This is a genomic window from Rubrivirga marina, from assembly GCF_002283365.1.
Lineage (GTDB): Bacteria > Bacteroidota > Rhodothermia > Rhodothermales > Rubricoccaceae > Rubrivirga > Rubrivirga marina.
This window is the reverse complement of sequence record NZ_MQWD01000010.1, coordinates 46,205-61,032: the sequence shown is the minus strand read 5'-3', so window position 1 is coordinate 61,032 and position 14,828 is coordinate 46,205. Positions and strand designations below refer to the sequence as shown.

General features: G+C 72.5%; 15 protein-coding genes. 6 read left to right on the top strand and 9 right to left on the bottom strand.

Annotation, left to right across the window (positions count from 1 at the left end):
• Nucleotides 1-103: 103 nt before the first annotated feature.
• The 8 genes from BSZ37_RS21140 to BSZ37_RS21105 all read right to left on the bottom strand — a co-directional run bounded on the left by BSZ37_RS21140 (nt 104) and on the right by BSZ37_RS21105 (nt 6,845).
• The gene (locus BSZ37_RS21140) at nt 104-490 is read right to left on the bottom strand and encodes a YtxH domain-containing protein (RefSeq protein WP_095512667.1); all 387 of its coding nucleotides are present in this window, start codon (nt 488-490) and stop codon (nt 104-106) included.
• Nucleotides 491-602: 112 nt separating this feature from the next.
• Nucleotides 603-1,697, bottom strand: coding sequence for an META domain-containing protein (locus BSZ37_RS21135; protein WP_095512666.1), 1,095 nt, complete (start codon nt 1,695-1,697; stop codon nt 603-605).
• Between the two features lie 141 nt (nt 1,698-1,838).
• Nucleotides 1,839-2,354 carry a nucleoside deaminase gene (locus tag BSZ37_RS21130; RefSeq protein ID WP_342761227.1) on the bottom strand — a complete coding sequence of 172 codons (516 nt, stop codon included), beginning with the start codon at nt 2,352-2,354 and terminating at the stop codon, nt 1,839-1,841.
• 283 nt (nt 2,355-2,637) lie between these two features.
• The gene (locus BSZ37_RS21125) at nt 2,638-3,216 is read right to left on the bottom strand and encodes a DUF2179 domain-containing protein (protein WP_095512665.1); all 579 of its coding nucleotides are present in this window, start codon (nt 3,214-3,216) and stop codon (nt 2,638-2,640) included.
• Nucleotides 3,217-3,294: 78 nt separating this feature from the next.
• Nucleotides 3,295-4,260 (bottom strand): universal stress protein, encoded by a 966-nt coding sequence (locus BSZ37_RS21120; protein WP_179299820.1) that lies wholly within the window; start codon nt 4,258-4,260, stop codon nt 3,295-3,297.
• A 337-nt stretch (nt 4,261-4,597) separates the two neighbouring features.
• Complete coding sequence (locus BSZ37_RS21115) at nt 4,598-5,965, bottom strand: Glu/Leu/Phe/Val family dehydrogenase (protein WP_095512663.1); 1,368 nt, start codon at nt 5,963-5,965, stop codon at nt 4,598-4,600.
• 44 nt (nt 5,966-6,009) lie between these two features.
• Entirely contained in the window at nt 6,010-6,396 is a 387-nt protein-coding gene (locus BSZ37_RS21110; RefSeq protein ID WP_095512662.1) for a hypothetical protein, read from the bottom strand.
• 32 nt (nt 6,397-6,428) lie between these two features.
• Complete coding sequence (locus tag BSZ37_RS21105) at nt 6,429-6,845, bottom strand: GreA/GreB family elongation factor (protein WP_095512661.1); 417 nt, start codon at nt 6,843-6,845, stop codon at nt 6,429-6,431.
• Nucleotides 6,846-7,067: 222 nt separating this feature from the next.
• On the opposite strand from BSZ37_RS21105, the gene BSZ37_RS21100 reads away from it, so the two are divergent.
• Both BSZ37_RS21100 and BSZ37_RS22290 read left to right on the top strand, forming a co-directional pair.
• Entirely contained in the window at nt 7,068-8,006 is a 939-nt protein-coding gene (locus tag BSZ37_RS21100) for a LysR substrate-binding domain-containing protein (RefSeq protein ID WP_095512660.1), read from the top strand.
• Nucleotides 8,007-8,390: 384 nt separating this feature from the next.
• On the top strand, nt 8,391-8,534 hold the full coding sequence (locus tag BSZ37_RS22290; RefSeq protein WP_179299819.1) for a hypothetical protein: 144 nt from the start codon (nt 8,391-8,393) through the stop codon (nt 8,532-8,534).
• Nucleotides 8,535-8,975: 441 nt separating this feature from the next.
• Here the strand turns inward: BSZ37_RS22290 and BSZ37_RS21095 are convergent, their stop codons facing one another.
• Nucleotides 8,976-9,485 (bottom strand): HPP family protein, encoded by a 510-nt coding sequence (locus BSZ37_RS21095; RefSeq protein ID WP_218830619.1) that lies wholly within the window; start codon nt 9,483-9,485, stop codon nt 8,976-8,978.
• A gap of 578 nt (nt 9,486-10,063) precedes the next feature.
• On the opposite strand from BSZ37_RS21095, the gene BSZ37_RS21090 reads away from it, so the two are divergent.
• The 4 genes from BSZ37_RS21090 (at nt 10,064) to BSZ37_RS21075 (ending at nt 14,817) form a co-directional block, all read left to right on the top strand.
• Nucleotides 10,064-11,449 (top strand): hypothetical protein, encoded by a 1,386-nt coding sequence (locus BSZ37_RS21090; RefSeq protein WP_095512659.1) that lies wholly within the window; start codon nt 10,064-10,066, stop codon nt 11,447-11,449.
• Entirely contained in the window at nt 11,446-12,534 is a 1,089-nt protein-coding gene (locus BSZ37_RS21085) for a site-specific integrase (protein WP_095512658.1), read from the top strand. Before BSZ37_RS21090 ends, BSZ37_RS21085 begins: the two co-directional genes overlap by 4 nt.
• A gap of 182 nt (nt 12,535-12,716) precedes the next feature.
• Complete coding sequence (locus BSZ37_RS21080; RefSeq protein ID WP_179299818.1) at nt 12,717-13,541, top strand: phage exclusion protein Lit family protein; 825 nt, start codon at nt 12,717-12,719, stop codon at nt 13,539-13,541.
• Between the two features lie 241 nt (nt 13,542-13,782).
• Nucleotides 13,783-14,817 (top strand): hypothetical protein, encoded by a 1,035-nt coding sequence (locus BSZ37_RS21075; protein ID WP_143537792.1) that lies wholly within the window; start codon nt 13,783-13,785, stop codon nt 14,815-14,817.
• Nucleotides 14,818-14,828 lie beyond the last annotated feature (11 nt).

Below are 14,828 nucleotides of genomic sequence, written 5' to 3'. Positions count from 1 at the left end.
CGCGAGATGCAGGCCGACCGACGGACGCCGAAGGGGTCCACCAGGTGAGGGGGATCGGAGGGACAGCGGACCGACGCGGGGCGTCAGGCCGCCGGCACCGACCTCACAGTCTGAACACGCACCCCAGGCGGCACCTCTCGACCCCCGCCACCACGTACGGGGCCGAGGGGCTCGCGCCCCCCACCGCCGGCGCCCCGAGCCCGGGCCGGGACACGGCGCGGAACGAGGCCGGAGTGCCCACGCCAGGCGGACCGACCCGCTCCGCCGCCGTCAGCGCCGGCGGGGCGGGGACGACGAGGACGGCAGTGAGCGGGTGGAGCCGGCCCTCGAAGACCGAGGTGCTGCCTCCGCCCCACGCCTCCGCCGCATGGCTCCCCCCCGCGCCGGGCTGCGGGGTCCACAGGAGCCCGGCCAGCGCGACGACGGCCGCGCCCACCGAGAACCCGGTCAGACGACGCGGTCGACGGCCGATGTCGTGGAGGAAGGACACGGAATAGGGGGGCTGCGCGCGGGGGACGGACTACCCGAGCGGTGGATGCGGCTCTCTGAGGAGCGCCCGACCCTTTACTCGGTCGCACGCGCCCTCAGATCCCTCGTCGGGCCTACTCGAACACGAGCGCGCCCCCGGGACCGCTCAGCGTTAGCCGACCGTCGGCGAGGGCGTAGCGGTCAACATCGTTCAGGACCTCGAAGAAGTCCTCAGAGACGGACGGGCCGGGGCAGGCGGCGAGCGTCGAGAGCCCCTGCGAGAGCCGGAGCGACCCGGACGGGCCGGCCTCGAACGCGCCGCCGTAGCGGTTGCAGTCGGCCCGGCCGTTGTAGCGGCCGTCGGCGCCAAACGAGAGCGTGAACGGGGCCTCGCCCTCGTAGGAGAGCGTAAGGCCGCTGGCCTCGCGGATCTCGGAGAGCCGCCACGACCGGCCGACGAGAGCACCCGCCGGGTCGGCCTCGGCTACCTGCGCGAGCACGACCTCGACGCCGTCGCGCGGCGCGCCCTGCGTGAGGACGGGGGCCGCGGTGTCGGTCGTCCAGAGGAGGACGCCCACGGCGTCGAAGATCTCGGCGCGGACGACGTAGCGGTTCCGGGGCTCGACGTCGGCCGAGTCGTAGTCGAGCGAGAACGGGAGGGGCACCTGGGCACCGTCCGTGCCGACGCGCGTCTCCGCTAGCGTGACCGACGGGGCGTCGGCGCGGCTCACGTCGAGGAGCTCCACCGAGAGGACGGCGTCGGGCGGGAGCGCGATGCGGGGCCGGTAGGTGACGGTCCCCGTGAGCGTGGCGTCGGCGGACGCACCGGGCGTGGCGCGGAAAGTGAGCGGCGGGCCGCTAGTGCCGAGCGCGAGCCGGTCGCCGGTCACGACGACCCGCTGGGCTCCGTTCAGGGCCGCGAAGAACTGGGCCTCCTGGGCCATCTCGGCCGGCGGGCAGGCCATCCGCGTCGAGCCGACCCCGGTGAGCGTCAGGGCGCCGTCGTCCGCGAGGGCGTACGACCCGAAGTACCGGTTACAGCCGGTCGTTCCGAAGACGCGGCCGTCGTCGCCGAACGTGAGCGTGGCCTCGGCCTCCGGGGCGTCGTCGCCGAGCGCGACGAGGGTCCAGGTCGGGCCGACGGCCCCGGTGGCATCGCCGAGGTGGCCGGACGAGGCGCACCCGGCGGCCACGGCGCCGAGCAGGAGGAGGGTCAAGAGGGGCTTCATAGGGAGGAGGGTCGGGAGAGTTGGGAAGAGGACCTTCCCAGTTCCGAACCAACGCGCGACTCGACGATAGCTGCTATGGGTTGTTGGGATCGTTCCGATAGGACCGGCCTATCGGCGCGGCACATCTCCCCGCCCTCCGTCCTACGCCGACGTGTCGCCGAGGTGGAACCGCCGGTGGAGGTCGCGGACGTGCGGGGCGAGCGCGAGGTCCGGCCCGCTCACCGGCACGTCCGGGGCCACCGCCCAGACGGGGAGCGGCGGCACAGGCGGCGCGGCGGCACCGAACGCCCCCAGCCACCGCGCCAGCTGCGAGGCCGACGAGGCGTAGACGATCCGGCCGAGCCCGGCCCAGGCGTGGGCCGCCGCGCACATCGGGCAGTGCTCGCCCGACGTGTAGACGGTGGCCGCGGCGCGGGCGTCGGCGCCGAGGTGGGCCGCCGCCCACTGGGCCAGCTCGAGCTCGGGGTGGCGCGTGGGGGCGCCCGTGACGGCCCGGTTGCGGGCCTCGCGGAGAACCTCGCCGTCCGGCCCGACGAGGACGGACCCGAACGGCTCGTCGCCGGCGTCGAGCGCCTCCTCGGCGAGGGCGACGCACCGGGCGAGGTGCTCGCGGTCAACGGCCGAGAGAGTCTCCTTGTGGGGGGGGCGGGCCGTCAACGGAGGGCCGCGGTCGTCGCCGACGGCGGGGCCGAGGTCGAGCGTCCGGACGGCCCCGACGGCGCACTCCCAGGCCCCGGTGCAGCAGAGCCCGCTCATGGATGCGTCCTCGAAGGCGTCGAGTGCGGCCTCCACGCACGCGTCCCGGACGGCCTCGGCGATGCGGTCGGCGGCCGCGAGGGTCGGGGGGTGGGTGGGGGACGGTCGGTCAGTCGAGCTCATCGTAGAACGGGGTAGGGGTGGAAGGGATGCGTCATGGGGCCGCGGCAGAGGAGGAGGGGCATTACCCGCCGACCAAGAACGGGGTCTTGCGGCCGCCCGGGCGCACGCGGCCGCCGTGGGCCGAGCGGACCTCCTCCACCGTCACGAACGCCTTCGACGTGTGAGCCTGGACGATCCCCATCACCTCGCTCACGCGCTTGCGCGGCACGACCACGTTGAGGATCTCGACGGCGCTCTCGCGGCCGCGCCCGTGCATCTCCGTGACGGCGTACCCGGACTCCCGCAGCGCGTGCGCGGCGGCGCCCCCCGCCGTGCCCCCGTCGGCGTGCTCCACCTGGGGCAGGATGGCCCGGACCACGTTGGTGCCCATCGCGAAGCGCTCCTCCACCCACACCCCGACGTAGTTGCCGGCCGCGAAGCCCGCGGCGTAGCCGACGATGTGGAGCCACGAGTCCAGGTGCTCGAGCGCGGTCCCAACGGCGACGAGCCACAGGAGGACCTCGAAGAACCCGATCACGGCCGCGACGCCACGGTGGCCCCGGACGGCGAGGATCATGCGCATGATCGACATCGAGACGTCGAGGATGCGCAGCGTGAAAATGAGCAGCGCCCCGATAGGGGCGGCGAGGAGGGTTTCCATAGATCGCTCGAGGCCGGCGGCCACGGGGAAGGTCGAGGGGGTTACAGCGCGGAGATCGCGCCCGACGCAGGGGCCGCCTTACGCGCCGGGAGTCTCCGGAGGGACGACGAGGACGGGGCAGGGGCCGAGCTGGCAGACGCGTTCGGTCACGCTCCCGAGCAGGAGCCGCTCGACGCCGGTGAGGCCCCGCCGCGCCATCACGACCGCGTCGGCGCCCCGCGACCGGGCGTACCCGACGATGGCCTCCGGCGCATACCCCTCGATGAGGTGGTGGCCGATCTTCGTGGGCGGGCGGGCCGCGACGAGGACGCCGCCCTCTTCGTGGGCCACCCCAGTGGCCTTTCCGCTGCCCAGCTCCGCGGTGAGAGCGGGGTCGCCGGCCATAGCGCGGAGCCGGCATCGGGCTCCGTCCGAGAGGCCGGGGATCGCACCGGCCGGGATCGTCACCCGGACGGCTCGGACGGGTTCGAGGGCGTGGACGAGCTCGAGGTCGGCCCCGTGGAGCGCGGCGAGCCCTGCGGCGATGGGGAGCGTCTGGCGCGCGGCGTCGGAGAAGTCGGTGGGGGCGAGGACGAGGCGGACCGGCCCCAGCGGCGCGGTCTCGGGCACGACGAGGACCGGCACCCGAGCCCGACGGAGCACCTCCCCGGCGACGCTGCCGAGCAGGAGCCGGCGGAGGCCGCGGCGGCCCCGCGTACCCATCACGACGAGGTCGGCCCCCTCCCGCTCCGCGTAGTCGAGCACCTCACGCGAGGGGCGGCCGTGGGCGCGCGCGCGCGTCACGAGGACCTCGCCCGTGGGCACGCGGTCGATCAACGCCGCCAGGTCGTCGCCGGACCGATCCCGATCGGGGACTCGGAGCGAGCGCCCTCCCGCGAGGGAGGCGTCGCCGGACGTCTCCCCACCGAAGGCCGAGCCCGACTCGACGTGGAGGACGTGGAGCTCGGCCCCGGTGCGCTGGGCGAGGTCGACGGCCCAGCGGAGCGCGGCCTCGGAGCCTTCGGAGAAGTCGACGGGGGCGAGGATGCGGGTCGGGGCGAACATGGCGAGCGGGGGGCTGATGACGCGGGGAGCGCGGGCCGCGAGGGCGCCGTCGGGGAGAGAACGCGCGGCCGTATGATTCATTCGATGGAATGATTCGAACGGCTCGATAGGGGTGAACTATCGAGCCGGGTCGCCGCGCGACGGGCCGTCGGCCATCGTCGCGGGGACGGAGCGAGAGGGGGGCGCTCCTGCCCCTCCGCCTCGGGCGGAGCTCAGGCACGCCGTCGGGCACGCCGTCGCGCCCGATGGTTCTGCCTCTCCTCTGCGGGGAAACCCACGTCGAGGCAGCCCCCCCCGTGCTCAGGGGGGGCGATGTCCGGCACGCCCCGTGCGTTTCCTACGGCCAGATCCCCCGCTGGAGGGCTACGCCGGCCACGCGGCCGACGGCGAGGACGTAGGCGGCCGTCCGGAGGTCGACCGGGGCGAGGGGCTGGCCGTTCAGGCCGCGCTCGGCGCGCTGGCGCTCGAGCCCGTCGAGGCCGCCGTTGATCCGGGCCTGGGCGTCGAGGACGGCGTCGGTCGCCCGGTCCATCTTGGCGAGGAGCTTGGCGTTGACCGTGTCCTCGTCCCACTGCTCGTTCTCGTGGTTCTGGACCCACTCGTAGTAGCTCACGGTCACGCCGCCGGCGTTGCACAGGATGTCCGGGAGGACGGGGACACCCCGCTCGAAGAGGGCCCGGTCGGCGGCCGGCGTCGTCGGCCCGTTCGCGCCCTCGACCACGAACCGGGCGCGGACCGAGTCCACGTTGTCGGCGCGGATCTGGTTCTCGAGCGCGGCCGGCACCAGGACGTCGACGTCGAGCGCGAGCAGGTCGTCGTTCGAGATCGGCTCGGTGTCCTCCAGCCCGTCGACGAACCCGGTCGCGTCGCGGAGCGCGAGGGCGGCGTCGATATCGATCCCGTCCGGGTTGTACCGCCCCCCGGTCACGTCGCTGATCGCGACGACGCGCGCGCCGGCCTCGGCGAAGAGCCGGGCCGCCGTCGCGCCGACGTTCCCGAACCCCTGGACGGCGACGGTCGCCCCGTCGAGCGAGTCGAGCCCGTCGACGACGCCGCGCGCGAGGGCCCGCTGGCAGGCGAAGAGGACGCCGCGGCCGGTCGCCTCGGCGCGCCCGAGCGAGCCGCCCATGTCGACCGGCTTGCCGGTCACGACGGGGAGGTTGTTCTCGCCGGGGTGCATCATGGCGTAGGTGTCGTAGACCCACGCCATCGTCCGGGCGTTCGTGTTGACGTCGGGGGCGGGGACGTCGACGAACGGCCCAAGCGCGTCGCCGAGCTGGGACACGAACCGCCGCGTGATCCGCCGGAGGTCGGACTCCGTTAGTTCGGACGGGTCGCAGCAGACGCCGCCCTTGGCCCCGCCGAACGGGACGTCGACGACGGCGCACTTCCACGTCATCCACGCCGCGAGCGCGCGGACCTCGTCGGCCGTGACGTCGGGGTGGAACCGGATGCCGCCCTTGCCCGGCCCGCGGATGCTGCTGTGGAGCACGCGGTGCCCGACGAAGTTCTGGACCCGCCCGTCGGCCGTCTCGATCGGGAACTCGACCGTGATGAGGCGTTCGGGACGGACGAGAAACTCGATGAGCCCGGGCTCGAGGTCCGGGAGGTACCGGACGGCCGCGTGGAACTGGGCCTGCGCGATGGCGAACGGGTTGAGCTCTTCCTGGGTGGACGGGGCAGGGAGCGTGGTCGGGGCGGACATGGGAGGTCGGGGGGACGAAACGGGAGGTGCGAGACGACGCCGTGCTAGACGAGGCGGCCTTCGTAGGCCGCGAGGTGGACGAGGAACGCCGCGCGGAGCGTCTGGAGGCGGGCCTCTTCTGAGGCCGGGTCCCGCCGGGCCAGCCGGCCCCGCGCCTGGCCCGGCACGCCGACGCCGCGGACGGCGAAGAGGTCGGGCGTGAGCGCGCCAAGGGCGAGCGCGAGGCACCGCGCGAAAAAGGCCATGTCGAGGGTCTCCCAGCGGCCGTCTTGCCCGACGGCGGGCACGACGCGCTGGACGAACCCGCCCTGGTCGTCGGGGGCGAAGTGAGCGCGCGCGATGGGGAAGGCCGTGCCGCCCCCGGCGGCGGGGAGCTCGACGTGCCCCTCGTCGTTGACGGCGGCGGCGATGAGGAAGGCGGGGTGGAGCATGGCCCGGTCCGCAGGAGGATCGCTCGGTGGGGTCAGGCCGCCGCCGCGAGGCCGTCGGCCTCGGGCTGGTAGAGGACCGCCTCGATCTTGTAGTGGACCCGGCCGGCCGGCGCCTCGCAGGTCACGACGTCGCCCTCGCGACGGCCCAAGAGCGCGCCCCCCACCGGGGTGAGCACGGAGAGCCGGCCTCGCTGGACGTCGGCCTGGCCCGGGACGACGAGCGTGAACTCCCGCGCGCCGTCGGTCCCGAGCGGCCGGACGCGGACGCGCGAGTTGAGCGTGACGACGGTGCGGGGGACCTCGGCCGAGGGGACGGTCACGGCCTCGCTCATCCCCACGACGAGGTCGGCCAGCGTGCGGGCCTCGTCGCCCGTGGGCGCGCGGGACGAGAGGATCTGACCGAGCAGGGCTCGGTCGGGGGCGGTCAGCGTAAGGGGGCGCGTGGACATGGCTGCGGGGGACTCGCGGCCCGTCGGGGTGGGACCCGCCGCCCCTCGGGGGCCGGGGCGCGGGGCCCCGGCCCCCGAGGGGCGGCGGGGACGGGTGGTCGAGATGGGGAGACCGGGCGGGGCCCGGGCCGGGCGGAGCGCCAGGCTGGAGGCAGGTTCGGCACCCCGGGATCATTAGTCCAATCGCTTGTTTTCATCCCGCGATAATCGATCTTTATCACCGTGACCCTCCTCCAACTCACCTACGCCGTCGCCCTCGATCGCCACGGCCACTTCGGCCGGGCAGCCGAGGCCTGCCACGTCACGCAGCCCGCGCTCAGCGCCGGTCTCCAGAAGCTCGAGGCCGAGCTCGGCGTGGTCCTGTTCGACCGGGCGGCCCACCCCATCGAGCCGACGGAGGTCGGCCGGGCCGTCGTCGCCCAGGCGCGCCAGGTCCTCGCTGAGGCCGAGCGGCTGGAGGACCTCGTGAGCGAGGCGACGGGCGAGCTGGCCGGCGAGCTCCGCGTCGGCATCCTGTCCACGCTCGCGCCCTACCTCATCCCGCTCGTGATCGGCCCGTTCGCCCGGCGCTACCCCGGCGTCGAGCTGGTGTTCGAGGAGCTCGTCGCCGAGACGATCTCGGACCACGTCCGCCGCGACCTCTTGGACGCCGGGCTCGTGGCGACGCCCCCGACCGTACGCGGGGTCGAGGAGGTTCCGCTTTTTGAGGAGCCGCTCGTGGGCTACGTGGCCCCGGGCCACCGGCTCTACGACCAGGACGCGATCGGCGTCGAGGACCTCAGCCCGGACGACGTGTGGGTCATGCGCGAGGGCCACTGCTTCCGAGATCAGGCTCTCGACCTTCTCGCGCGTGGCGCGGCCGGGCGGCCCGACGCGAAGGCCGTCCAGTTCGAGAGCGGCAACCTCGAGACGCTCCAGCGGATCGTCGACCGCGGCTACGGGATGACGCTCCTCCCGTGGCTGGCCGTCCAGGGGCAGGGGTCGCACGCGCCCGCCTCGGTCCGCCCGTTCCGAGCCCCGGCCCCGAGCCGGACCGTCCGGCTCGTCTACGCGGCGACGCTCGTGCGCCGCCAGCTCGTCCGGGCGTTCGCGGCCGAGGTCGCGCGCGCTGCGGCGGCGGACCTCCCGGAGGGCGCGGTCCTCTACGCGCCTGAGGGTTGACCGACACTCTTAGGCGCCGTGCCCTCCGGGGTCTAGGGCCGCCCAGTAAGGGGGCGCCCCGGGCGCGGCGTGTGGGAGCGCCCCTCTGCGTCGAGGGGTGTTCGGTCGCGCGTGGGGAGTGAGGTGGCCGTCCGATAATCAAAGATTGTCGCGTCATGAAAACAATAGATGAAACGAATAGTGATCTCCGGCGCTACACGACTCACACCTCAGCGGACCCCCGCACCGATGACGAGCCCTCCCCGCTCCTCACGCCCCCGTGATCCCACGGGCGCACGCCCCTGAACCTCGGCCTACGCTGAGGCGCCGCCGGTCTCGGGGGGGCCAATAGGCCACCGGCCCGTCAACGCCCCCTGCCGCCCGCTCCCCCTCGCCTCGCTCGCCATGTCGATCTCCCTCACGCAGGTTCTCGAGGCCGCTGGCCTCGCTGCCTTCATCTCCTTCTACGTCCTCGCCTGGCAGGTGGGCGAGCGCCTCCGCGGGGTCGGACGCGCCGCGCGCCCCCCACGGGGCACAGCCGTCCTCTAGCCCCCGGTGCCCTGTACGCCTGCTGTGGAGCCCCCCTCGACCCGATCTCTCTAGCCGTGCCGACCCCCCTCTACGCTGCCCTCAGCGCCCTGGCCCTCCTCGCGATCGTCCTGCCCATCGCCTTGGCCGCGGGGGCGGTCCTCTACGCCCGTCGACATTGGCGGTCGTGGGTGGTCTATGCTCCCCCAGCCAGCGACCCTGTCGCTCCCGACGCGGGGCGAAGCGACACGGACCGGAGGGGCCCCACACCCCCGGATCGCAGCGCGGATGCCGCCGAGGCCCGTCACGGACGGCACCGCTCTCGGGGGCTGCCGGCGCAGGGCCGCGCGCCCGGGCCCGCGTCCTCGCCGACCTCCGCCGGGTGGCCGCGGCCGACGGCCGCGTGACGCCGGGGGAAGACGACCTCCTCGCGCTCGTCGAGCGGGCCCTCGGCCCCGACGCCTAGCCGCGCGCCCGCCGCCCGCGGGACGCCACGTGCGCCCCGTACATCCCGGCCACCGCGGCCACGATGACGGCGGCCTCCCGGAGCCCGGGGAGCACGCCGAGCGCGACGATGAGCGTCGTCGCGCAGGCGGGGCCGTGGACGGCCCGGAGCCGGACCATCGCCCCGGCCGTGAGCGCGACCGAGAGGGCCCCGCTCGCGGCGAGCCGGAGGCCGCCCGCGGAGAGCGGGCCGATCGCGTCGGTGATCGCGAGGCCGGGCGCGAGGGCGTGGTAGGCGAGGAGCCCGGCGGCGAGGCCACAGAGGTGGCCGCCGAGGACCTCCCGGGCCGGGGCCGTCCCCGACCGCGTGACGAGGGCGAAGGCGGTCGGGCCGAGGCTCGGGAACACGAACGGGAGGCCGGTCGCCCACAGGACGGCCCCGAGGAGGGCCACCTGGAGGCCGGCCTCGACGCCGACGCGGAGGGCGCGGCCGCCCAGCCCCGGCCCCCCCTGCGACCTACGGCTCACGCGACGCACCAGCCCGACCGCCAGGAAAGAGGCCGGCGGGCTGGACACCGACCGGCGAGGCCCCGACCCTCCCCGACGCGGCCGGCCCTGCGGTCTGACCAAGCGGTCATCCGAGCACCGCGACGGCGCTCATAAGAAAGGACGGGGTGAGCTACGGGAGGGACGGGCACGGTGCGCGACAGGATACGCCGCGGTCCGACGGCGCCTCATGCACACCCCGGTCGTCGACCGGCGCTCGGTCTCGGCAGCCAGCGCCCGCCGGGGTTGCTCAGGAGTGGCAGCCGATCGGGCTCGACGTTGCACCGGAAGGTCCTCCCCAGTTCGGCAAACGGCGGGTTTCGCATCGCGGCAGAAGCCGAGACCGGATCGGCCCTGATGGCAGCGTTTGCCGTTCGGGATCCCGTTCAGGAATCGGCGTCCATCAACCTCGCGCGCTCCGGCTTTTCGGACGTGCCGAGGCCGGTCGTGTCTGACTTCCGATAAGGGGACGTTATCGGAAATCGACGCCGCCACACGGCGTACCTTCCGGCTCCCCGATGGGATTCTATATGGGGCTTGTCGATTTGCAATAACAGCTAATGCCTTCGGCGCCACACTCTCTCCTCGAGCTTGACGGGCTCCTCTACCTCCGCTCGTCTCAGGACGACCCGGAGGTCGCTGCTGATATCCAGCGTGCTCTGCTCATGCCGCTTGGCGACCTCGCTGAGCGGTCTGACAACATCCACTTCCTGCTCGGACTTCTCCACGAGGCGCGCCAGCGCGACGAGACCGGTTACCTGCAGCGGGTCTTCCTGCCGTGGGTGGCGGTCAAGAACCGCGCACGGACTCATGCGGCCCGCGTCTATAGCTCCTTTGTAGGGGCATTCCTCGACGACGACGTTGCCGCGCGGAGCAACGAGCTCGTCCGGGTCTACCGGGATGTCGTCGGTGACCTGTTCGACCCCTACGCGACTCTGGTGTCCGCGAGCTACCAGTTCATCGAGGGGACCTTCGACGGGATCGAGGTGGCGAACCTGGGGTCGACGGAGTTGGGGAAGGTGGAGTACGCCCGGAGCAGGATCCGACGGGACAACGAGGGCTGGGACCTTTTCCAACACTACGACCCGGTGGTGCGCAACGCCGTCTCTCACGCCGGCTCACACGGCTACGAGGTCCACGAGGATACCGTCATCTTCCGGAACGTCCGCCGTTCGGACCGGAAGGTGGAAGTGGTCCGGTGGACGCACGACGAGGTGCTCCAGCACACGGCCGGCCTGATCGAGACGGTCCGATCGATCTCCCTCGCGGAGAACGTGTTCGGCTTCGACTGCATCGAGACGCTGATGAGCGGCTTCGATGGCGTCGCAGCGCTCATGAACTACGCGTTCGATGAGGACCAGCGGAGGGAGATGCGAGAACGAATCGACGCGGGGATCCCGGCGATCCGCGCCGCCCCGGACATGCCGTTCGGTGAGAAGATGCGTCGACTGCGTGAGATCCTCGACGAGAACCTCCGCGTGCGTGGGATGACGCCCCCGAGCGCGTTTGTCCGGTCGAGCGAGAACCCTACTCCGCTCGTTCTGGAGGTCGACGATCCGGAGTTGAACCGGGCGCTGGCCGAAGCCGAAACGGACGAGGCCGTCCTCAACGCCGCGATCCCGCTCTTCCGCTACAACCTCCTGGCCCAGACGGTCTACGGGGACCTGTTCGAACCGTACGTCACACGGACGCCGAGGGGACCGGACGGAGCCCCCTCACGGGTCACACTCGAGACCCCGGGGGCGCTCCTCGCTCAGTACGACGACGAGACCGCCGGACTCATCGACCTCATGTTCGAGTCGGCGATTTGGATTGACGGCGAGGAGGCGCGCGTCCAGGTCGACTTCGACGCGTGGGCAGAGCGCGAGGACCTTGATCTGGGCGTCCAGCGGTTCCCTCGGAAACCCCGTCCGTCCCTCCTCACCGGCGCGTCGTCTCCGACATGAGCGAGTCTCTCCCGGCCCCGCGCCGGAGCCATGTCCCCTCCCCGCTCCAGGCCGACGCGGAGGCCGCCCGGCGGTTCGCGGAGGCCTCCCGGTCCGACGCCACGCTCCGGGCCTACCGCTCGGACTGGGCCGACTTCGCGGGCTGGTGTGATGAGCGCTCGGTCTTGGCCATGCCGGCGACGCCAGAGACCGTCGCCTTATATATAGCGAGCCGCGCCGAGGCCGGGCCCGACGACGACCGCGGGCGGCCGACGGCCCCGCTGAAGGTGGCCACGCTCGAGCGCCGGCTCGCCGCGATCAGCCAAGCTCACAAGCTGGCTGGGCTCGAGACCCCGGCGTCGCGGTCGAGAGAACCGCTCCACTCGGTGTGGGCGGGCGTCGTCCGCCAGCTCGGGGTCGCCCGTCGGAAGGTGGCCCCGGCCCTGGCCGCCGACGTCGTCCAGATGGCGGCCGTCTGCGACGAGGCCGTGCGGCTGGCGACGGCGTTCCCCGACGACACGGCGCCGGGCGTGATGCTCCGGGCGAGGCGGGACAAGGCGATGCTCCTCCTCGGGTTCGCCGCCGCGCTCCGGCGGAGCGAGCTCGCCGCCGTCCGCCTGGAGGACGTTTCGTACACGCCGGAGGGCTTGAGGCTCCTGATCCCCAAGTCGAAGAGCGACCAGGAGGGGGCGGGCCAAGTCGTGGGTGTCGCTTACGGCGACCACGCCGAGACGTGCCCCGTCCGGGCGGTCCGGTCGTACGTGGCCGCCGCGAGCGGGGCGCTCGCCGACCAGGGGCGGCCCTCCCCCCTCTCGGGGCCCGTGTTCCGAGGCGTTGACCGGTGGGGCCGGCTGGGGCGTAAGGCTGTCACGGGGCGGACCGTGGCGAACGTCGTCAAGGAGCGCGCGGAGTCCGCGGGACTCGACCCGGCCCTGTACGCCGGGCACTCGCTGAGGGCGGGGTTCGCGACGACGGCCGCCCGCGCGGGGAAGCCCGACCGGGCCATCCAGAAGCAGACCCGGCACAAGTCGGCCGCCATGCTCGCCGAGTACGTCCGCGAGGGTCGGCTCTTTGACGACAACGCCAGCGAGGGGATCGGGCTATGAACACCCTCAACCCTGGGACAGACGGCGAAGGTGTGGCCTCTCTCCTCCCCATCTCGGAGCTCAACGGGAACGTCCTGCACGGCTTCGAACGCGCCCGGCCGTTCCTCCTCTGCCAGTACCAGACGGATGTCGAGGGCGGGGTGCTCTCGCCGGCCATCCAATTCGACGTCGAGCCCCGCCCGTTGGAGACGCCGCGGGTCCGTTATGAGGATGGGGTGCCGGCGCGGATCGAACTCCACGAACCCTTCCTCCAGTATCTCTGGGCAATCGCCTTCGCGATGGTCGTCCTCGACCAGGAGGTCCACCGGCGGGCGCAGCGTGGGGTCCCGGAGCATCCCAACCCCGCCGTCCGGAACCGACTCGTACGAGCGGCGGAGGCCGCCTTCGGTTGGGCGTTCGACGCGCGCGAAACCACTCCGGCCTGGAGACAGGAGTGGCCACGGCCCGGACGGCCCGTGCCTGGAGACGGAATAGACTACGTGGCGAAGGCAAACGGCCTGTATGTGGCGGCCGCTGTCTACGTCCTGCTCCACGAGTACGCTCACGTGACTCTCGATCACCTGTGGGAGGCTGGCGATCGGTCGTTGGAGGAGGCGAAGGCGGTCGAGGCCGAGGCCGACGTGTTCGCCCGCGAGGCCCTGCTCGACGGCGACGACGGTAGGGAGGCGCGCACCCGTAGGGCGGGGGTCGTCGTCGCGCACTGCGCGCTCCTCTTCCTCGCCGTCGAGAGCAAGAACGACCGCGAGCGGCACGGCGGGTCGCGCCTGAGCCAGTCGAGGCACCCCGACCTCGACGACCGGCTCCTCCACGCGCTCGGGTTCCTCGACCCGGAGGCCGTCGGTCCAGAGGACCACCTCTGGACGATGGCGGGGTGCGCTCTCACCCTGTTCCTGTCCCTGTCCGAGCGGCCGCCGGAGATCGTGGAGTCGGAGACGGCTCAGGCGTGGGTCGGCCAGCTCGTCCGTGAGGTGGACGAGTTGAAGGAGGGCATCGGGGGTGATGGATGAGTGGCTGTGGCCTCCGGTAGTTGGTACTGCATCCGACACTCCGTTTCCAACCCAGTCCGATCTGCGCCACGCCTTCGCCCGCCGGAGCCGGCGGTACGACCCGCTCGAAGGCGTTGCGGCCGCGGACGCGCTCGCGTCTCCTCCCGGCGAGCGACTGCTCTTCTACAACACGAGAGGAAAAGGAAGTCGGGACCCACATGCGCCGAAAACGCGTCCCGGCAGGGACTCAGCTGTCATCCCAGTGCCCCGCTACGAACTCGGCAACCTGCAAGCCCACCCGTCTACGACAGGGCAGCCGTGGCACGTCGGCCCCTTCACGATTCGGTTCGAGGAGCCCCGCCTGCCTCTCTACCTATCTCTCAACAGCACGGTGATGAGGCAGCCGCTGGTCACGGCCACTGCCGAGACCGACTCTGAAGGTGAGGCGCTACTGGGTGTGCCGCACCTACCCGACGAGAGGCCGATGGGAGCGATCTGGGACCTCCTCCAGATTTTGAGCTACCTCACTGGACGCCGCGTGATGCTACCGTCCGACGCGGGACGGTACGTCTTGCCCCGCGTCAGCGCACCCGTCGTTGAGGAGTTTGAGTTGCACAGGGCCGCTTGGGTGGCCTGGGAGCACCGTCCGAACCTCGTGCCGCCGGAGAGGCGCACCGCGTTCCTCCTGTACCTCCAGGCGGTCGACTCGGTCGAGGCCGAAGTCAGAGCCGCAATGGGTTCCGTCGCCCTCGAGAACGCGGTCCGTGACATCGGTGCCCAGGCGCCCCCGGAGCCGGACGAGCCCGTTGCCGAGGACCTGCGAGACGAGCTCCGAGCGGTGGTCGACGCACGCACGGACCTGTCAAGCGCCCGGAAATCCCGCTTCCGACAGAAGGTGGAGGACTGGGGCGCACCCGGTCTCGGCCCGCTCGTCCGTCGGTACGTGGTTCACTACGGGCTCTCGAACCTCCCGGACGGCTCGGACGCCAAAAAACGAGCGAACCACGTGGCTGAGATGCGTAACGGGCTCCTTCACACGGGCCAGCTCCGAGAACCGACGTGGATCAATCGTGACGACGAGGATGAGCAGATTCTCCACCGGAAAGGAGCGACGATGTTCTACGGAGCGCAACTCATCCCGGGGCTGGTCCAGCGCCACCTGGACCACCTGTGGGGGATCGAAGGGTTCGCGAGGCCGAGGGGGAATGCAAACTGGCTGAGCGAGTACTTTGAGCACGGGACCTACGACGGACAGTCCGTCGAGGGGGGATCCCCGCTGTCGGATGCACCGCCCTGACTTATAGGGGG